This window comes from Paenibacillus mangrovi, assembly GCF_022898935.1.
Lineage (GTDB): Bacteria > Bacillota > Bacilli > Paenibacillales > Paenibacillaceae > Paenibacillus_AQ > Paenibacillus_AQ mangrovi.
Window position 1 is genome coordinate 134919 of the sequence record NZ_JALIRP010000002.1, and the last position, 18908, is coordinate 153826.

Annotated in this window: 18 protein-coding genes and 1 pseudogene; 2 read left to right on the top strand and 17 right to left on the bottom strand. The window is 46.8% G+C overall.

Annotated features, from left to right (window positions below; all coding sequences use genetic code 11):
* Nucleotides 1-182: 182 nt before the first annotated feature.
* Both MUG84_RS05320 and MUG84_RS05325 read left to right on the top strand, forming a co-directional pair.
* Nucleotides 183-773: a thymidine kinase gene (locus MUG84_RS05320; protein WP_244721436.1), complete on the top strand. Its 591-nt coding sequence runs from the start codon at nucleotides 183-185 to the stop codon at nucleotides 771-773.
* Nucleotides 774-948: 175 nt separating this feature from the next.
* Complete coding sequence (locus MUG84_RS05325) at nucleotides 949-1329, top strand: cupredoxin domain-containing protein (protein WP_244721439.1); 381 nt, start codon at nucleotides 949-951, stop codon at nucleotides 1327-1329.
* Between the two features lie 100 nt (nucleotides 1330-1429).
* On the opposite strand, the gene MUG84_RS05330 is transcribed toward MUG84_RS05325, so the two are convergent.
* The 17 genes and pseudogenes from MUG84_RS05330 to folD all read right to left on the bottom strand — a co-directional run bounded on the left by MUG84_RS05330 (nucleotide 1430) and on the right by folD (nucleotide 18897).
* Nucleotides 1430-1663 (bottom strand): DUF3006 domain-containing protein, encoded by a 234-nt coding sequence (locus MUG84_RS05330; RefSeq protein WP_244721443.1) that lies wholly within the window; start codon nucleotides 1661-1663, stop codon nucleotides 1430-1432.
* Nucleotides 1664-1672: 9 nt separating this feature from the next.
* Nucleotides 1673-2554, bottom strand: coding sequence for a ComEC/Rec2 family competence protein (locus tag MUG84_RS05335; protein WP_244721446.1), 882 nt, complete (start codon nucleotides 2552-2554; stop codon nucleotides 1673-1675).
* An 18-nt stretch (nucleotides 2555-2572) separates the two neighbouring features.
* Entirely contained in the window at nucleotides 2573-3319 is a 747-nt protein-coding gene (locus MUG84_RS05340; RefSeq protein ID WP_244721448.1) for a hypothetical protein, read from the bottom strand.
* Between the two features lie 145 nt (nucleotides 3320-3464).
* A complete protein-coding gene (locus tag MUG84_RS05345; RefSeq protein ID WP_244721450.1) occupies nucleotides 3465-3974 on the bottom strand; it encodes a metallophosphoesterase in 510 nt (169 codons plus the stop codon).
* A gap of 199 nt (nucleotides 3975-4173) precedes the next feature.
* The gene (gene nspC, locus MUG84_RS05350; RefSeq protein ID WP_244723275.1) at nucleotides 4174-5301 is read right to left on the bottom strand and encodes a carboxynorspermidine decarboxylase; all 1128 of its coding nucleotides are present in this window, start codon (nucleotides 5299-5301) and stop codon (nucleotides 4174-4176) included.
* Nucleotide 5302: 1 nt separating this feature from the next.
* The gene (locus MUG84_RS05355) at nucleotides 5303-6541 is read right to left on the bottom strand and encodes a saccharopine dehydrogenase family protein (RefSeq protein WP_244721453.1); all 1239 of its coding nucleotides are present in this window, start codon (nucleotides 6539-6541) and stop codon (nucleotides 5303-5305) included.
* 683 nt (nucleotides 6542-7224) lie between these two features.
* Nucleotides 7225-8030 (bottom strand): annotated as a pseudogene (gene spo0A / locus MUG84_RS05360) (sporulation transcription factor Spo0A).
* Nucleotides 8031-8214: 184 nt separating this feature from the next.
* Nucleotides 8215-9549 carry a SpoIVB peptidase gene (gene spoIVB, locus MUG84_RS05365; protein ID WP_244721456.1) on the bottom strand — a complete coding sequence of 445 codons (1335 nt, stop codon included), beginning with the start codon at nucleotides 9547-9549 and terminating at the stop codon, nucleotides 8215-8217.
* A 105-nt stretch (nucleotides 9550-9654) separates the two neighbouring features.
* Nucleotides 9655-11391, bottom strand: a complete 1737-nt coding sequence (gene recN, locus MUG84_RS05370) for a DNA repair protein RecN (protein ID WP_244721459.1) — start codon at nucleotides 11389-11391, stop codon at nucleotides 9655-9657.
* Between the two features lie 39 nt (nucleotides 11392-11430).
* A complete protein-coding gene (ahrC, locus tag MUG84_RS05375; RefSeq protein ID WP_244721463.1) occupies nucleotides 11431-11880 on the bottom strand; it encodes a transcriptional regulator AhrC/ArgR in 450 nt (149 codons plus the stop codon).
* A 27-nt stretch (nucleotides 11881-11907) separates the two neighbouring features.
* A complete protein-coding gene (locus MUG84_RS05380) occupies nucleotides 11908-12390 on the bottom strand; it encodes a hypothetical protein (protein ID WP_244721466.1) in 483 nt (160 codons plus the stop codon).
* 178 nt (nucleotides 12391-12568) lie between these two features.
* Nucleotides 12569-13417: a TlyA family RNA methyltransferase gene (locus MUG84_RS05385; protein WP_244721469.1), complete on the bottom strand. Its 849-nt coding sequence runs from the start codon at nucleotides 13415-13417 to the stop codon at nucleotides 12569-12571.
* 24 nt (nucleotides 13418-13441) lie between these two features.
* Complete coding sequence (gene dxs, locus MUG84_RS05390; protein ID WP_244721472.1) at nucleotides 13442-15349, bottom strand: 1-deoxy-D-xylulose-5-phosphate synthase; 1908 nt, start codon at nucleotides 15347-15349, stop codon at nucleotides 13442-13444.
* Between the two features lie 162 nt (nucleotides 15350-15511).
* Nucleotides 15512-16432: a polyprenyl synthetase family protein gene (locus MUG84_RS05395; RefSeq protein WP_244721475.1), complete on the bottom strand. Its 921-nt coding sequence runs from the start codon at nucleotides 16430-16432 to the stop codon at nucleotides 15512-15514.
* Nucleotides 16410-16673, bottom strand: a complete 264-nt coding sequence (xseB, locus tag MUG84_RS05400) for an exodeoxyribonuclease VII small subunit (protein ID WP_244721478.1) — start codon at nucleotides 16671-16673, stop codon at nucleotides 16410-16412. The genes MUG84_RS05395 and xseB overlap by 23 nt, the downstream gene beginning before the upstream one ends.
* Nucleotides 16657-18024 (bottom strand): exodeoxyribonuclease VII large subunit, encoded by a 1368-nt coding sequence (gene xseA / locus MUG84_RS05405; RefSeq protein ID WP_244721491.1) that lies wholly within the window; start codon nucleotides 18022-18024, stop codon nucleotides 16657-16659. Before xseA ends, xseB begins: the two co-directional genes overlap by 17 nt.
* A gap of 15 nt (nucleotides 18025-18039) precedes the next feature.
* Nucleotides 18040-18897, bottom strand: coding sequence for a bifunctional methylenetetrahydrofolate dehydrogenase/methenyltetrahydrofolate cyclohydrolase FolD (gene folD, locus MUG84_RS05410; RefSeq protein ID WP_244721494.1), 858 nt, complete (start codon nucleotides 18895-18897; stop codon nucleotides 18040-18042).
* Nucleotides 18898-18908 lie beyond the last annotated feature (11 nt).

Below are 18908 nucleotides of genomic sequence, written 5' to 3' on the forward strand. Positions count from 1 at the left end.
GCATTCCTCCGTAATCACGTCAGCTTTTCATCCCTAACCTTACCACTTTATGCCCTGGGCAGCCAGTCCACAAATGTTTATAGCCACCCCCAACAGATTATGGTACTCTATAAAAGTCGCCATTTTTCGTGATTCTTCATCCTATTGAAATACCTGGTTTAAAGTGGGAAAGGAGCTTGAAAGTGAATAAAGGACGGATTACCGTAATTACGGGACCCATGTTTAGTGAAAAATCAGGTGAACTGATCCGCAGATGCCAAAAGCTGATACAATATGGACGGAAAAAGCTGGTTGCTTATAAACCGGCGGAAGATCAGCGTTATGCAAAAGATGAGATTGTGAGCCGGATCGGTTACCGTCTGCCTGCAATTTCGATTCCCAAACGTCTTACAGATGAACTTGTGGCTCAAATCATCCAAGAAACAGCGGATGCGGACGTCGTGGCTTTTGACGAGGTGCAGTTCTTTAACAAGCCGATTCTTGGTCTGGTAGAAGAGCTCGCATACCGGGGCAAGCATGTCATTGTCGACGGCCTGAATATGGATTACAGAGGCAAGGAATTTGGCTTTATCGGAGGCCTGCTAGCCATGGCTGACGATATTCAGCAGCTGACCGCCTTCTGTGCAGTTTGTGGAAGCCCTGAAGCCGTGTTTACACAGCGGATTGTGAACGGCAAGCCTGCACCGCATGGTTCAATCATACTCATCGGTGATTCTGACGACTATGAACCGCGATGCCGGAACTGTTTTGTTCCTCCTCACAAGGTACAATAAAGATCATAAGCTACAAAAAGCTCTTCACGATGAGGAGCTTTTTTGCTGTGCATGAATTTCATCTAACTTCGGATGCCCATGAAATCATTGTTAATTGTTGACACTGGCATACGAAAGGGGTAAACTCGTGTTTTGAAATGGTTATTATAACCAGATAAACAAGGGAGGCATAGTAATGAAAAAGAATTTATTTTCCCTGATCGCTGTTGCTGCTCTTTCTGCATCCGTACTTGCAGGTTGCGGTAATTCCGGCTCCAGCAGCGCATCCGATTCTTCCACTTCGGCAGGTGATTACACGACAGAAGTTACCGTAAACGCAAAAAGCTTTGAGTTCTCACCGTCTGAGATCAAAGTGAAAAAAGGCGACAAAGTCAAATTGACTCTTAAAAATACGGATGGTGCACATGGTCTTGAAATTCCTGAGTTCAATGTGAACCTGCAAAAAAATGGTTCGGTAATCTTTGAAGCCGATAAAGCCGGAACGTTTGACTTCGATTGCTCCGTTATGTGCGGTGCCGGTCATAGCAATATGAAGGGCAAATTGATTGTTGAGTAATTATTTAAAATTTTCATTTTAATAAGAAATATAAAACTGCACCCCGATCGTTAGTTGTGTCTAACCATTGGGGTGCAGTTCAATTTTGTGACACCTCTTTTTAATCTTCCCACACATCATCCATTAATTTTTTCATTTCACGGCTGCGCTCATGCGTCATTTTGGAATTCGAGATCCACTTACTCCCGCTCCATTCTACAACATCTCCCTGTTTTACACGGGAATCGACCTTAGATCTTGGAATGGCTTCTATGTTGCCAGCAATCTCGATTTTACAGTAGTCCCCTTCGAATCCTTCGACAATGCCTTGATGTATGCCTTGATGTCCTTTCACATGCGCCACTCACCTTTCTGTGACAATATGAAGTGATTCTCCATCCGATGTGAATTCTATGGTGCCCTGCGAGTCGTTCCGGTACACTTCAACTCCCTGCTTCTGCAATCGGTTTAACACCGCGCTTTTGGGATGACCGTATTTATTATCTTTTCCTACTTGAATCACCGCGTATTTCGGATTGGCCTCTTTCAAAAACTTCTGCGTTGTAGAAGAATTGGAACCATGATGACCCACCAAAAGAACATCTGACTGCAGATCCGCTCCCGAAGCGATCATCGCTTTTTCGCTTTCCGCTTCCGCATCTCCTGTTAGCAGGAAAGATGTATTCCCATACGTCACCTTTACAACGGCACTCATATTATTCGTATCCTCATAAGTGCCTTGCGGAGCCAGCATCTCAACATGTACCTGATCATCTAAATCCCAAGATACCCCAGCTTTGGCCGTTTTGACTTTGAGACCTTTATTTTTAATCGATTTCAGCAAAGATTCAAATGTCTTGGTATTGGATTGTACCTTGGGCATGTAAATGGTGGAAACCGGGATATTATCAATGACCTTGTCTAGTCCCCCGATATGATCAGCATCCGGATGCGTTCCAATAACTACGTCCAATTTGGAGATATGGTACTTTTTCAGATAATCCAGCATCACTTGTTCCTTGTCATTGTTACCTGCATCGATCAGCATCGTTTTACCTGAGGGAGTAACAATCAGTTGTGATGCGCCTTGCCCCACGTCTAGAAAATAAACCTTTAACTTCTGTCCGTTCGCTGGATCCGTTGTTCCGGAATCCGGCATACTGCCAATGCTGCAGCCTGAAATCAAAATAACGAGTGCCGCAAGCATGGTAATCATTTTCAAGTATGTACTCTTAGATGTCTTCATAAGCTTCCTTTCACATGTTTAAGAACGATATTCCGGGTATAATTCCAAGCTGGCATTTCCAGCCTGAAACAAGCCATTCTTAAAAATATATTTCAGCTTCAAATCGCCTACAAATTCAGCTGGAGAAACCTGAACGGCCGTAGTAGCAGTCAGTACTCCATCTTCAACAGCATATTGAAGAATACTCCCGATGCTCGGCTGAGCATCAAGCTGCTCTTTCGCGGACATTAAGCTCGCCAAAGGAACCGTGTAATGACTGCCTTGCACGCTCAGATTAAGCCCTTTTTCGTTAAAGCTACCGCTAAACTGCTTCAAAAATGCCGTGTGCGCATCCTCAACCGGAATGGCTTCCCCTTCCTTATTATACACAAGAACACTCGTTCGGTAAACTCCTGTTCCATATCCTGTCGTCAAAATAATGATGACTTCTTTCCGCCCATCCCCCGTGAGATCCTGAGTTATGATTTGGGGTGCATAAGAAGGATTCGTTACATTATAACCGGGTATGCTGCGGCTGAAAAAGGGAGTTTGGATATGAAGATGATCATACGTTCCCAATTCAGTTTGATTGCCTGTTATATGAATGGTTTGATCTTCAGATTCGCTAATCAGGGTACCAGAAGTTTGATTTACTGAAACGGTATTGCTTTTCTCATCATAAGTTACATCCTTACCAAACGATTCTTTTGCCAGAGCCATAATAGTCGTACCGGATAAAACGACAGCAGCCGCTGAAGCAGCTATAATCCACTTTTTGTAAAACAATGTGAAATTCCTCTCTTCCTTCACTAGCCACAGCTCATAATCAAGCCGCTATCTCTATACTAAAACGTTTTTGAATGCTTATCCAACCAAAAGTTTGTAACCTTTTCCAGCAGATATCACCTGCATTCACACTCCAATATGAACCCTACTGCTCCTCGCTCGCGACCAGACTACTTTTGATCTCTTCATAAGATACAGGCTTGTAATCCCAATGCTCAACACTTACGTTGAAATAATGCTGTCCTTCGTATTTCTGACTATGGATGTGTCCGTGTATATTTACATACGGCATATGTTTGTTCATATAGATTGGTTCATGAGACAGGATAAAAAAGGACTGATAGAGAATCGGATATTCGCTTACCTCGTGGAAACCAGCATCCAGCCACCATGACTTGCTGCGGCCGCGATCATGATTGCCCAGAATCAGAAATTTGGTTCCGTTCAGCCTCTCGACAATCGCTTTAGTCTTCTCTTTATTGTAGAAGGAAAAATCCCCAAGATGGAATACTTTATCCTCTTTCGCTACCACCGAATTCCACTGCTCGATCATATGCTCATCCATCTCTTCGACACTACCGAAGGGCCTGGATTCAAAATCAATAATTTTCTGATGACCAAAATGATGATCCGAAATGACAAAAACACGGCTCATTACTAATCCCTCCTTTTATATATATCGAATTATAACCTGGTCTCTTTTACTTTTATTTCTTAATATCCACTATAAAAAAACCGCTATGTATTGGATGTAATAAGAATCCAGCACATAACGGTTTAAAGTTTCAATACATGACGCACAGTATTCAGCATAGCCTTAACCCTTATTGCAGGGCTAAGGCTTTGGTTATTCATTAAGCTAGTCTCATCTTAAAATCCTGATAGCCGAACTCGCGCACGACGCGGCAATTACCGTCTTTTCCCTGCACGGCAATGGCCGGCAGCGGCATGCCGTTGAAGGTGTTGGTTTTGACCATGGAGTAGATCGCCATATCTTCAAACACCAATCTGTCGCCGCTCTTTAGGGGCTGATCGAAGGAATAGTCTCCGATGACATCGCCCGTAAGGCAGGTCGGACCGCCAAGCCGATAGGTGTATGGCTTCTCCCCTGCTTCGCCCGAACCGACAAGCGGCGGACGATACGGCATTTCTAGAACATCCGGCATATGACAGGTAGCCGACGTGTCCACGATCGCAATCTCGATGCCGTTTCGATGAATATCCAGTACGGAGGTGACCATATATCCCGCATTGAGCGCGATGGCTTCTCCGGGTTCAAGGTAGACTTCCAAGCCGTATTTATACTGCATTCGCGAAATGCAAGCTTCGAGTCTCGGGATATCATAGTCGTCTCTCGTGATATGATGACCGCCGCCGAAATTGATCCATTCCATTTGCGGCAGCCAAGGCCCGAATTTTTCTTCGACCGCATTCAGCGTGGTCTCCAAATCGTCCGAGTTCTGCTGGCAAAGGGTATGGAAATGTAGTCCCGTAACGCCGTCAAGCAGTTCCGGCTGGAAATCCTCCCGCTTGACGCCGAATCTGGAACCCGGCGAGCAGGGATCATAGATTTCATGTCCCACTTGCGTCGAACATTCCGGATTGATGCGAAGGCCTACCTTTTTGCCAGCAGCGAGAGCTTTTCCTTTAAACTTTTCCAGCTGGGAGAAGGAATTGAAGATGATATGGTCGCAAATGGAAACGATCTCGTCGATTTCGTCCTCGCGATAAGCAGGGGCAAAGACGTGATTTTCCTTGCCCATTTCTTCGTGGCCCAGCCGTGCTTCGAATAAACCGCTCGCCGTCGTCCCGCTTAAGTATTGCCCGATAAGCGGGTACATGGCGGTCATGGAAAAAGCTTTTTGCGCCAGTACGATCTTGGCTCCCGTACGCTGCATGACGCCGCTTAAGATCTTCAGGTTCTTCTCGATGAGTGCTTCATCGACGACGAAACAGGGTGTCGGTAACTCCTCGAACCGCATCTTAACGAACAAGCTCCGGCTCTTTCGCTTCTTCAGGCAAGGCGTCAACCAGCACAGGGTTGAAGTCTTCTACCCATGGAAGTCCCCATTTGTTCAGCTCTTCCATGAATGGATCCGGGTTGAACTCTTCGATATTGAATACGCCCGGTTTGTTCCATTTGCCGGTCATCACCATTGCCGCGCCGATCATGGCAGGAACGCCAGTTGTGTAGGAGATGGCTTGGGAGCCCACTTCTTTGTAGCACTCTTGATGGTCGCAAACGTTGTAGACATAGTACGTCTTGTCTTTACCGTCTTTTTTACCTTTGAAGATACAGCCGATGTTCGTCTTGCCCACCGTACGAGGTCCGAGGGAAGCAGGGTCCGGAAGTACGGCCTTCAGAAATTGAAGCGGAATGATTTGTTTTCCTTCGTATTCGATCGGTTCGATGGAAGTCATTCCTACGTTTTCAAGCGCCTTCAAGTGCATGAGATAGCTTTGGCCGAAAGTCATAAAGAAACGGATGCGTTTCAGTCCAGGCATGTTTTGCGCAAGGGATTCAAGCTCTTCATGGTAGAGCAGGTACATATCCTTTTGGCCGACTTCAGCGAAGTTATATTCACGCTTAATTTCCATCGGCTTCGTTTCGATCCATTGCCCGTTCTCCCAGTAGCGTCCATTGGCGGACACTTCGCGGATGTTGATTTCCGGGTTGAAGTTGGTTGCGAACGGATAACCGTGATCCCCGCCGTTGCAATCCAGAATGTCGATATATTCGATTTCGTCAAAATAGTGTTTCAGCGCATAAGAGGAGAATACGCCCGTTACGCCCGGATCGAATCCGCTGCCCAAAAGAGCTGTGATTCCCGCTTTTTCAAAGCGTTCGCGGTAATCCCATTGCCATTTGTATTCGAATTTCGCCGTATCTTCCGGCTCATAGTTTGCCGTATCCATGTAGTGCGTTTTGGTGGCCAGACAAGCATCCATGATCGTCAAATCTTGGTAAGGCAGAGCCAGGTTCATGACGATATCCGGTTTGACTTCGTTAATGAGAGCGATCAGTTCATCTACGTTGTTGGCATCGACCTGTGCGGTCGTGATTTTGGTTTTGCCGCCGTCCAATTTTGCTTTCAGCTCATCGCATTTGGACTTCGTACGGCTGGCGATGCAGATTTCTTCGAAAACCTCGCTGTTTTGAACGCATTTATGAATTGCTACAGATGCTACGCCGCCGGCGCCAATGACTAGTGCTTTTCCCATTTTTCAATCCCCTATTCCGATTAGATTTTATTCAATGTAAAAACGGCAACAAAAAAAGCAAGCGAAACACGCATTATGCGCATCACACTTGCTTTGATATAGTCAAATAATAAGATCGTCCCGAAAAGCATGACCGGACAAACCTCTTGCGTGCTCGTCAGTCAGCCATAAAACTCAACGTTTTATGGAAAGGCGCTTAATATTCAAATATATCATGTTAGGATCAGAGTCTATATAGCAAATAATTACTTTTACCACTCTTATTGACCGTTTCACAAGTTGTGTGCATATGCACTGGTTGTAAAGTAACCAACTTATAAAATTTGAGCTTTTAACTCAATCAATAAGGCAACGAAAGTTGCCAATCGGCATTTGACCCGGCTGTCCGTATGGCCTTAACTTCCTCAAAAGAAGTGGTCAAAGTTTATCTGCTTGGAAAGATCCTACATTTATATTGAATATTCGCTTTCCAAAAATTACGCTACTTCATAATAGCAGGATAGGAATTATTGAGCAAGAGGAATTTTAAAACAAGCCCATATTTTTTTGCGGCATTGAAAACAAAATGAGATATCAAGATGAAACTTAATGTCTCTGTCATAGCAAAAATACCGCCTTTCATTGGGATTATTCAAACCCAATAAATAGCGGTATTATTTGCTATCTCAATGCCCCTAACCCTTTCAGGACACCTTATGCTCGATGCGCAGCTTATCCCCACCATCGCGATGAATTCGCTATTTGTCGGTTTCGACTTGCTGATGTTGATCGTGTATCCAAACAGATGGCTGATGGAATCGATGTTGCCGCGCGTCCAGGCTACTTCGATGGCGTGACGGATAGCGCGTTCTACGCGGGAAGGCGTAGTTTTGAATTTTTCGGCGATGGCCGGGTAAAGCGTTTTGGTGATTGCACCCAAAATTTCAATGTTATTATATACCATGGTGATCGCTTCACGAAGATATTGATATCCTTTAATATGCGCAGGAACACCGATTTCATGTATGATCGACGTGATATTGGCGTCCAAATTCTTTCCTTTTGCCAACGGAACCACATTGGATTTGATGGTGGATGTCATGCTGACATTCCCCGCAGTTACACTCTGGCCGCCTACAAGCTGACGAATCCGGCTCGCAAGAACCTCCATGTCAAACGGTTTAAGAATGTAATAAGAGGCTCCAAGCTGTACAGCACGCTGCGTGATGTTCTCCTGGCCGAAAGCAGTTAGCATGATGATCTTGGGCTGTGGTGACAAATTCATTTCACGTAAGCGTTCCAAAACACCCAATCCATCCAGATGAGGCATAATAATATCCAGAATCAACACATCCGGAATCTTTCGCGAATCACTTATCATATTAAGTACTTCCTCGCCATTGTAGGCGATTCCCGTAACCATCATATCTTCTTGCTCCGTTATGTACTCGGCAAGCAAATTTGTGAATTCACGGTTGTCATCCGCCAACAAAACCTCAATTTTTTGCACTCGCTGCTTCCTCCTTAAAATCAATATCCAAATTTTTTCGTCTGAAATAGTTTTCGACATCACGATTTAAATTCCTTCTGTCGAAAATTATTTTTGTTTATTTTTTTTAGATATTGATTTATAATAAATATTTTTATGCAAAATTCTATATATTTCTGCGAAAAACGACAAAAAATCTTAAGGCTCAGCTGGCCTTAAGATTTGATGAATCATTTGAGATAGGTGGGATGACACCCGAATCCTGCAGCATCCACTCGATAAAACAGCCGTAGCCAGACTTAGGATCATTCACGAATACATGCGTTACTGCTCCGATCAGCTTACCGTCCTGCACAATTGGACTTCCGCTCATACCCTGTACAATGCCGCCGGTTTTCTCAATCAGTTTTGGATCCGTGATGCGAAGCACCAAGCCTTTCGTTGCCGGAGTATCCTGCTTTGCAACGTGCACGATATTCACCTTAAATTTCTCCACCTGCTGACCGTCTACAACCGTCAAAATCTCAGCAGGACCTTCTTTTACATCTTGGGCAAAAGCAACAGGAATCCCCTCTTTATAAAGACTGTTATCCGGATTCTGGCTCATTTTTCCGAAGATGCCGAAATGAGTATTACGCTCAATGTTTCCCAAAATTTTGCTATCCTTTAAAAAATGGGCTCTTTTCTCTCCCGGTTCTCCATCCTGCGATTTGGATATCGATGTTACGCTGGACTGCAGAATTTCGCCACTGCCAACCGGAATAGGTGTTTGAGTATTCATATCCGTAATGACATGTCCTAAAGCTCCATATACCCCTTGATCAGGAGCATAAAAAGTTAAAGTTCCCACGCCTGCGGCAGAATCCCGGATATAGAGCCCCAATCTCCATTTCCGTTCGCTTTGGTCATACGATGGAATGAGCTTGGTCTTCATGATCTTATCACCGCGCTTGAATGTAATCTCGAGCGGTTGTTTGTTTTTGCCCGCTTCCTCTACAACCTGAGCCACTTTGGAAATATCCTGAAGCGGTTCACCATTCATGTGAGTCATCAAATCACCTAGCTGGATACCAGCATTTTCTCCGGGGGAAACTCTGGTTGTCGGATCGATATGCACCAGGTGGTGACCCACCACCAAAATACCTGCCGACTTCACCTTTACACCAATCGTTTGTCCTCCTGGGATAACCTTAAGTCCAGGAATCACATGAATTTGCACGGTTTTAAAAGGAATTTTGCCAAACAGCTTCAGGGTTAACTTGGCACTGCCGCTTTGCTGGGGGTGCAGCTGAAGCGGATGCTGCGGTGAAACCTTAAAGGTTGGTGAATCAGATCCATTAAGCTGAAGCACATCTGGACGATCCACCGTTGCCTGTGCCGCCACTGGCATGGCCAATTGAACGGATTTCGTGTCACCAGCGAACATTTTGATCTCACTGGGGATGGAATTGAAGCTTTGTACAGGTGCAGTAATGCATAAAAAAAACAGAAAGAAGGCAATGAAAAGACCGAGCATTTTATTCCTGAGGCTGGAGTTCAATGGCTGTCACGCTCCCTTTTGCTTCTTTCGCTTGACGAAAAAGGTGGTCGCCAATTGCGTACCTTTAAGATTACCCTGCCCCTAGGCTTTTATTACTGTCAATCATTACGCTGGTGCGGTTTTGACAGCTTTTCGTTCCTCGGCCAGCTTCAACATATCTTGGGCGTGATGGAGTGTCTTTTCAGTGATTTCAACACCGCCCAACATACGAGCCAGCTCTTCAATGCGACCATGGTCGGTAAGCTCCTCCACTCGGGTCATGGTACGTTCTCCTTCAATATTTTTCTCGATTAGATATTGATGCTCCGCCATACATGCTACTTGCGGCAAATGAGTAATGGAGAAGACTTGACAGTTCTCCGCAAGCTTATCCAACTTCTCGGCAATGGATTGTGCCGCCCTGCCGCTCACTCCGGTATCAACCTCGTCGAAGATCAGCACTGGGATACGGTCATGTCTTGCAAAAATACTTTTCATCGCCAGCATCATTCTGGAGAGCTCCCCGCCTGAAGCTATTTTGCTCAGTGGACGTAAAGGTTCGCCCGGATTCGGAGATATCATAAATTCTGCGATATCGATTCCTTGCCGGGTCAGTTTGATCCGCTCCCCATCGATTTCAGCGCCTTTGGGATCCTCAAGCCGATCTAAACGGACCTCAAGTGAAGTTCGTTCCATATGAAGATCCTTTAGTTCCTTCTCCACCTGACCGGCCAGATCGGCAGCACACATTTGACGGGCTTCACTCAGCTCCTTGGCTGTTTCAATCAAATCCGTGAGCATATCATCACGGCGAGCTTGAAGCTCCTCCAATCGCTCATCCTTATTCTCCAGCGCATTGGTCTCCATCATAATATTGTTGTAATACGTGAGAATTTCATCCACACTTTCTCCATACTTTCGACGCAAAGAGGCAATCAGATCTAGACGCTCTTCCACTTCATTAAGACGTTCCGGATTAAATTCAATGTCATCCCGATAATCGCGAAGCTGGAAGGCCGCATCCTCAAGCTGATAAAAAGCCGATTGCAGCTGCTCCAGAATAGGTTTCAGTTCCTTTTCGTCGTACCGCAATACATCCTCGAGCCGTGAAACCGCATTGCTGATCGTTCCCAGTCCGTTCTGTCCATAAATCAAGTCATACGCACCCGAAACGGAGTCCATCATTTTCTCGCTATGGGATAGCTTGACCCGTTCTTCCAGAAGCCATTCATCCTCACCCGATTTTAAGGAAGCCGCCGAAATTTCCTCCAGTTGAAAACGGTAAAGATCAAGCATTTGATAGGTTTTCTGGCTGGTCATCATCAGCTCCCGGTACTCTTTTTCAACTCTTGAGAATGAGGAGTATTTTTCCTGATACAGACGCTTCACAGGACCTATCACGGCTTCACCATATGTATCGAGAAGATGCAAATGACGGTCAGCGCGCATCAGATTCTGATGTTCATGCTGACCGTGAATGTTAATTAGCTGTTCTCCGATCTCTCGCAACATCGTCAAGTTGACTAGCTGTCCATTGATGCGTGAAGTACTTTTTCCTTGATTGGTCACTTCCCTGCGGATAATTAGATGCTCCTCAGGCTCTGCCTGAATGCCGATTTGTTCCAATGCGCTCCACACGGGATGATTCTGCTGGAGCTCAAACATCGCTTCGATCTCTGCTTTTTCACAGCCATACCGGATCAAATCAGCGGAACCTCTGCCTCCGGCAATAAGTCCCAAAGCATCAATAACGATGGATTTACCTGCTCCTGTTTCCCCTGTAAGAACATGAAATCCTGCATGAAATGACACGTCAACCGATTCGATCACGGCCAAATTCCGGATACTTAATGTCATCAGCATCTAAAAAAGGCACCTCCCATATATGCGCCACCAACGATTTTAAGAAATATAACTCTGGATAAGCTGTACCAGACTCTCACTGTCTTCATTGGTCCGGCAGATCATCAGGATCGTATCATCCCCGCAAATGGTACCCATGATCTGATTCCATTCCATGTTATCAAGCAGCACCGCAATCGCGTTGGCCGTTCCCGGCAAAGCCTTCATAACCACGAGATTATTGGTGTAATCAATATGAACAAAATTATCCACGAGCGCCCGTTTCAGCTTCTGAATCGGATTGTACCGCTGGTCTGTCGGTAAAGAGTATTTATACCTTCCGTCATCCATCGGTACTTTGATGAGCAGCAGCTCTTTGATATCTCTTGATACGGTTGCCTGGGTCACCTGAAAACCTGCAGTCCTCAGTGCCTCCACCAGCTCGTCCTGAGTTTCAATATCATGCTGGGTAATGATTTCCCGAATTTTAATATGTCGTCGACCTTTCATAAAAACCCTCCTGAGAAAAACTTATATTTATTCATCATATCCAATCGAATCTTCTTCATCCCAATCAAAATGTATGCATGCCACATCATTGTTGTCTACATCCACATACAAAACACCGCCGCAGCCGGGATATAAAAGAAAATAAGGAAGCAAGCGATCCCGGATCGAGCTTCCCGTCCAGTCCATGGGTAGACGGCTTCTTGCGACTTTGACCAGATACAGCGTGTTTTCATCATTTCGCACAATAAAATCAATAAACAGGCGGCTGTGAAAATCCTCCCCGTCTACATCAAAGTAAAGAGGAATTTTGATTTTACCGCCAATTACTTCATACCCTGCACCCTCCAGCAAATCTACCGCCGGATGGTCGGGAATTATGTCATTGATTGGCATTTCCGGCACACGGGCAGGCAATGGCTTGAACAGCCAGGACCTGAGCCCATATACAATCCAAATCAACAGCAGCAATCCAATAAGAAGCATAACGAGCCAGTCCGCCCGGTCCTCCATCCCGATCACCTCATGGTTCTATTCGCGGGACAGAAAAGAAATTCCTTTTTTATAGCTGCTGTAATTCCAGCTCTTCATGCGGATCATATTCATCAATTTCTAGTCCATTATATCCCAAACAGACGTTCTCCTCAAATCTCTTTTTAAAAAAAAGATTCAGAGAAAGAAAAGAAACTCATCACTTGGATGAGTTTCCTGTAAAGGTATTCGAGGCCTCGGCCACCACGCCCTGAACAATTTCCTGAAGTTTGGTATCAAAACCTTCCTCATCACTCGGACCGCCTTCACCAAGATGCCAGTGGGCCAAAAACTCGATATTTCCCTCCCCACCGGTAATGGGTGAGAAGGTCAGACCTCTCAGCTCGAATCCCAAATCATGCGCGAAAGATAAAATATTCAGCAGTACTTCACGGTGAACCGCCGGTTCCCTGACTACGCCTGATTTCCCGACCTTCTCCCGTCCGGCTTCAAACTGCGGCTTAATGAGTGCGGCAATATCTCCAGGCTGCTTTAGCAGTGCCTTTAATGGCGGCAGAATAATCCGCAGAGAAATGAAGGAAACGTCAATGCTTGCAAAATCGGGTTCTGGCCCCTTCAAATCTTCAGGTGTCATGTAGCGGAAATTCGTTTTCTCCATGACACAAACCCGTTCATCATTGCGCAGCGACCAATCCAGCTGATTGGAACCGACATCGATGGCATAGACATAAGCGGCTCCATGCTGAAGCGCGCAATCCGTGAATCCTCCGGTAGAAGAACCAATGTCCAGCATCGTTCTGCCTTCCATATCGATGCCGAAGGAGCGTATGGCTTTCTCCAGCTTCAATCCCCCGCGGCTGACATAAGGGTGAACAGCGCCTTTTACGCGTATGACGGTGTCCCTCGGGACTTTCATGCCTGCTTTTTCAATGCGCTCTTCATTGGCCAATACCAGTCCCGCCATAATGGCAGCCTTGGCCTTTTCGCGACTATCATAAAATCCCTGCTCAACCAGCAGGATATCAATCCGTTCTTTTGGCGAATTCATATTTATCTCCTGATTCTATCCCTCTTAAGAAGAAACTCCCTTTTTACCTCTCCCAAATGCATGCAGCGACATCAGCTTTTTGATTTCGATGCACACGCCTTCAACCGTTAATCCGGTTTCTTGGCGCTGTTCCTTGACGCTACCGTGTTCGATAAAGCGGTCCGGAACTCCCATCAGGGATACTCTCGTGTCAAAAATATGATTCGTCGCATAAAACTCCAGCACGGCACTGCCGAGACTTCCCGCTTCACTGGCTTCTTCCAATACAACCATATTCGTATGGCTCTCTGCCAGCTCCATAAGCATTTCCTCGTCAACTGGCTTCAAGAAACGGGCATTCACAACGCGCAGGTTAATGCCTTCACGCTTCAATTGCTCGGCAGCCTCAAGTGCAACCTGCACCATAGGTCCACAAGCAAGTACGGCATAGCCTTCGCCTTCACGAACCGTTTCCCATTTACCGATCGGAATCGGTACGAGTTTTTCGTCCAGAGGTACGCCGAGTCCGTTGATCCGCGGATAACGGTAAGCGATCGGACCTTGATCGTAATCCAGAGCGGTTTTCATCATATGGCGCAGCTCGTTTTCATCTTTAGGCATCATCATAACCAAATTCGGGATATGACGCATGAACGCCACATCAAAAACGCCCTGATGCGTTTCACCATCGGCACCCACAAAACCAGCACGGTCAATGGCAAACATCACGTTCGCATTATGTCGGCAGATATCATGGACGATCTGATCGTAGGCTCTCTGCATAAAGGTCGAATACACCGCAAATACGGGCTTCATACCTTCCATGGCAAGCGCTGCGCACATCGTGGCCGCATGCTGCTCTGCGATGCCGACATCGATCATCCGGCTCGGAAATTTCTCGCTGAATGGAATCAGTCCGGAACCGCTTGGCATGGCCGGTGTTACCGCTACGATGCGCGGGTCCTGCTCCCCAAGCTCAATGAGCGTTTTACTAAACACATCCGTGTACATTGGATTACCAACCGATTTAAGTACTTGACCGGATTCAATCTTATACGGCGAAATGCCATGCCATTTGTAGGAATCGGCTTCAGCCGGTTTGTAACCTTTGCCTTTGGTCGTCAGAACGTGAACGAAGACAGGTCCACGCACGTTGTCGGCCTGTTTGAAGGTCTCCATCAGCTTTTGAATATCGTGCCCGTCCACAGGTCCGAGATAAGTCAGACCAAGTTCCTCGAATAATACGCCGGGAACCATCATATATTTCAGGCTGTCCTTCAGACGGGAGCCGGTCTTAGCCAGCATACCGCCGATTGCCGGAATTTTCTTCAGTAGAATTTCAACCTCATCCTTAGCCCGCAAATAATGGCGGTCGGAACGGATTTGGCTCAAGTAATTATGCATCGCGCCAACGTTCGGTGCGATCGACATTTCGTTATCGTTCAGGATCACCATTAAATCTTTTTGTTCATGTCCGATATGGTTTAAGGCTTCGAAAGCCATGCCCCCAGTAAGAGCACCGTCTCCGATGACCGCTATAACCTTGTTCTTCTCTCCCTTAAAATCCCGGGCAAGAGCCATACCCATAGCAGCAGACAGTGAAGTGCTGCTGTGTCCGGCTTCCCATACATCATGCTCGCTCTCGTTTCTTTTGACAAAACCGCATAATCCCTTGAATTTACGAAGGGTGTCAAACTGATCCATCCGTCCGGTCAGGATTTTATGAACATAAGCCTGATGACCAACATCAAAAATAAACTTGTCACTTGGACTGTCATAGCAGTAATGCAGGGCCAGCGTGAGTTCCACCACTCCCAAATTTGAGGCGAGATGCCCTCCTGTGACAGACAGCTTCTCAATCAGAAATTGACGGATTTCAGCCGCCAAAGAAGTGAGCTCGTCAACCGAAAGAGATTTGATTTGGTTTGGCTCATTAATTTGTGGAAGCAGCACGTCGATCTCCCCGCTTTCCTAGATATAATAGAGAATTTTCTTTACGTCCGGCTTTCATATAAAAGCCTCTTTTCATGTATATTGTTACGCTTTCTTTGCAGAAACAGCGATTCTTTTCGTCATTATATCACAAAACCTTACGCAATCATAAAATGACGGCGATTAGTGGTCCCGGTTCATCAAATAGTCGGCGATCTCCAGCAGGCGCGACGGATATTTAAAATCCGCTTCCAGAATGGCCGCTTTCGCTTCATCCGTAAGGCGCCGTACTTCATCACGGGAAGCTTCAAGCCCTATAAAATAGGGATATGTTACCTTTTCCTGCTTAATGTCGCTCTGTGTTTTTTTGCCGAGCTTTGTCTCGTCACCAACGATATCCAAAATATCGTCCTGAATCTGAAAAGCAAGACCAAGCTTGCGTCCAAAAGTACGCAGCGCTTCCAGCTGCGATGCATTTGCCCCGGCGATTCTCCCGCCGGCTAGCAGTGAGAACATGATCAAATCACTCGTTTTGTGGAGATGAATATATTCCAGCTGCGACAATTCAGTCAGGCCTTGTTCACCTTCCATATCCGCCACCTGTCCTCCAACCATGCCTCTTGGGCCCGATAGCTCCGACAGATCCATGGTGATCTCCACAACACGCTCAGCCGGTACACCGTGAGATCTGGAAATTTGCGCGATAAGGTAGAAAGCATGCGTGAGAAGGGCATCCCCAGCCAAAATCGCCGTGGCTTCGCCAAACACTTTATGATTCGTCAGTTTGCCTCTTCGGTAGTCGTCATTATCCATGGCCGGCAGATCGTCATGAATCAGGGAATAGGTATGCACCATTTCAACGGCACAGGCGGCATCATATGCTGCCTCCAGGCTGCCTTCCAGAGCCTCACAGGCGGCTACGACAAGCAGCGGACGCATACGTTTGCCGCCTGCCATCAATGAATATAGCATGGCTTCCCGGAGAGAAGACGGAATCTGCCAGCGGGAAGGAAGACTATCCTCTAGTCTTATGGTCACCCGATCTATAATGTTTTGATGATATTCTTTGAAGGAGACCGGTTCACTCAAGTACGTCACCGCCATTTACATCAATCTCGCCGCCAAAAAGTTTTTTGCGCAGCTCCCCGTTTTCTTCAACGATCATTTCGATTTTCCGCTCCACCTGCTCCAGTTTCTGGCTGCAGAGCTGTGACAGCTTCATTCCCTCCTGAAAAAGCTCAATAGCCTTCTCCAAAGGCACATCGCCATGCTCAAGCTCTCCAACGATATCCTCAAGCTGGATCATGGCATCTTCAAATTTCAACTCATTACTCTTGTCCGTCATTTTGCCCATCCTCCTTCATTCCCCATACCTGGCATGAAAGCTGACCGTCACTCACCTTAATTTGGACCAGATCTCCAGGCTGTACGTCATTAATTGATTTAATGAGATGTTGTTCCTGTTCATCGTATACCAAGCTGTAGCCGCGCGCCATAACCTTAAGCGGACTTAAGGCGTCAAGCTGTCTCATGGATGAATACAGCTGTGTCTGTTTATTTCTAAGAACAGATTGCATCAGTGACAGCAGCTGCTTCTGGCTAACTTCATTCCGCTTCTTAGCATAGGCAAGCTGTTCACGCGGATTATACCGCATGAGTCCATGGTGGACCCTGCTGCTCTTCTCTCGGCTTAGGTTCAGCTTCGCGCGCATACCTCTAGCAAGACGCTGCTCCAGCATATCGAGACGTTCTGCATGCTGGAGCATGTATCTTCGTGGATGCACAAGCACCGGTGACCGCTGGAGCGAAGTCAGCTGCTGGCGGCTCCGTCTAACACGTTCAAGCAGCAGCTGCTTAAGAAGACGCCGGCGCTGATCCAGCCTTTCATTCAATTCGGCTGCGTGAGGCACAGCCAGCTCGGCAGCCGCGGTAGGAGTAGCAGCTCTAAGATCCGCTGCAAAATCAGCGATCGTAAAATCCGTTTCATGCCCTACTGCAGATATCACCGGAATATACGATGAACGAATCGCCCGTGCGACCGCTTCTTCATTAAATGCCCATAGTTCCTCTAGCGAGCCCCCGCCGCGTCCAACGATCAGCACATCTGCCTCTTCCATCTCATTCAAATGGCGGATAGCCCGGACAATAGACGGAGCCGCGCCTTTCCCCTGTACCAGAACAGGGTAGAGTATAATTCTCGCCTGAGGATAACGGCGTCCAAGCGTAATCATGATATCCCGGACAGCTGCGCCCGTAGGCGAAGTAATTACACCGATGGTTTCAGGGAACTCTGGAATTGGTCTTTTCCGTTCAGCCGCAAAGAGTCCTTCGTCCTCCAGCTTTCTCTTCAGCTGTTCATACGCAAGATACAAGCTTCCGATGCCGTCCGGCTGCATATGCGTTGCGTAAAATTGATATTGTCCATCCCGCTCATAGACCGTCACGTTGCCCCTGGCAATCACCTTGGAGCCTTCCTTCGGTACAAAGGGAAGCCTTTGATTATGGGAAGCAAACATAATAGCGCGGATCCGGCTGCCTTCATCTTTCAGTGTAAAATACATATGTCCGCTGGAATGATGCGTGAAATTCGAGATTTCGCCGCGAATCCATACATCGGAGAGCAGTGAATCCGAATCCAGCTTCATACGGATATATTTGTTTAAATCCTTGATGGATAAAATACGCTGCGGTTCCATATCAGAACCCCTCTCTTACGCCAATCCGTGATGGCGTTTTGCCGCAATCAGTGTATTCTGCATCAGCATAGTGATGGTCATCGGGCCTACACCGCCAGGCACCGGAGTAATTGGTCCGGATACTTCCTTCACACTCTCAAAATCCACATCTCCTGCAAGCTTTCCGTTCTCAAGCCGGTTCATGCCCACATCAATGACAACCGCACCCGGTTTTACATAGCTGGCATCAATATAATTCGCCCGTCCGATCGCGACGACAAGCACGTCTGCCTGGCGCGCAATTTCAGCCATGTTCTTCGTACGTGAGTGGCACATCGTGACTGTCGCATTTTCGCGCTGGAGCAAGAGAGATACGGGCTTGCCCACGATGTTGCTTCGTCCAATCACAACGGCGTGTTTGCCTGACAACGAGATGCCTGCACGTTTGATCAATTCGATAACGCCAGCGGGCGTACATGGAAGAAGACTGTCATCGCCGATGACCAGGTTCCCTACATTGACCGGATGAAATCCGTCCACATCCTTGCCCACGGCGATTGCATTAATAACTGCTTTCTCATCAATATGCACAGGAAGAGGCAGCTGTACCAAAATCCCGTCGATGCTGTCCTGGTGGTTCAGCTTGTCCACCAAGGCTAGCAAATCTTCTTGCGAGGTCTCTGCAGGCAGACGGTGAACTTCAGAGTAATATCCCAAATCATGACATGCTTTTTCCTTGTTACGGACATACACTTGAGATGCCGGATCTTCGCCTACAAGCACAACAGCCAGACCAGGCACAACACCATTGGCTGCCAAATCCTTTACTTCACCCGCAATACTGCTGCGGATTTCTTCGGATACTTGTTTTCCGCTGATAATGGTTGCTGTCATTCTACTCTCTC

Excerpts from the sequence above, each read along its gene's own strand:
- MUG84_RS05325 (WP_244721439.1), top strand. The coding sequence starts at position 949 with ATGAAAAAGAATTTATTTTCCCTGATCGCTGTTGCTGCTCTTTCTGCA.
- MUG84_RS05335 (WP_244721446.1), bottom strand. The coding sequence starts at position 2,554 with ATGAAGACATCTAAGAGTACATACTTGAAAATGATTACCATGCTTGCG.
- MUG84_RS05345 (WP_244721450.1), bottom strand. The coding sequence starts at position 3,974 with ATGAGCCGTGTTTTTGTCATTTCGGATCATCATTTTGGTCATCAGAAA.
- nspC (WP_244723275.1), bottom strand. The coding sequence starts at position 5,301 with ATGCGGTTCGAGGAGTTACCGACACCCTGTTTCGTCGTCGATGAAGCA.
- MUG84_RS05355 (WP_244721453.1), bottom strand. The coding sequence starts at position 6,541 with ATGGGAAAAGCACTAGTCATTGGCGCCGGCGGCGTAGCATCTGTAGCA.
- recN (WP_244721459.1), bottom strand. The coding sequence starts at position 11,391 with ATGCTGATGACATTAAGTATCCGGAATTTGGCCGTGATCGAATCGGTT.
- ahrC (WP_244721463.1), bottom strand. The coding sequence starts at position 11,880 with ATGAAAGGTCGACGACATATTAAAATTCGGGAAATCATTACCCAGCAT.
- MUG84_RS05380 (WP_244721466.1), bottom strand. The coding sequence starts at position 12,390 with ATGGAGGACCGGGCGGACTGGCTCGTTATGCTTCTTATTGGATTGCTG.
- MUG84_RS05385 (WP_244721469.1), bottom strand. The coding sequence starts at position 13,417 with ATGAATTCGCCAAAAGAACGGATTGATATCCTGCTGGTTGAGCAGGGA.
- MUG84_RS05395 (WP_244721475.1), bottom strand. The coding sequence starts at position 16,432 with ATGGCGGTGACGTACTTGAGTGAACCGGTCTCCTTCAAAGAATATCAT.
- xseB (WP_244721478.1), bottom strand. The coding sequence starts at position 16,673 with ATGACGGACAAGAGTAATGAGTTGAAATTTGAAGATGCCATGATCCAG.
- xseA (WP_244721491.1), bottom strand. The coding sequence starts at position 18,024 with ATGGAACCGCAGCGTATTTTATCCATCAAGGATTTAAACAAATATATC.
- folD (WP_244721494.1), bottom strand. The coding sequence starts at position 18,897 with ATGACAGCAACCATTATCAGCGGAAAACAAGTATCCGAAGAAATCCGC.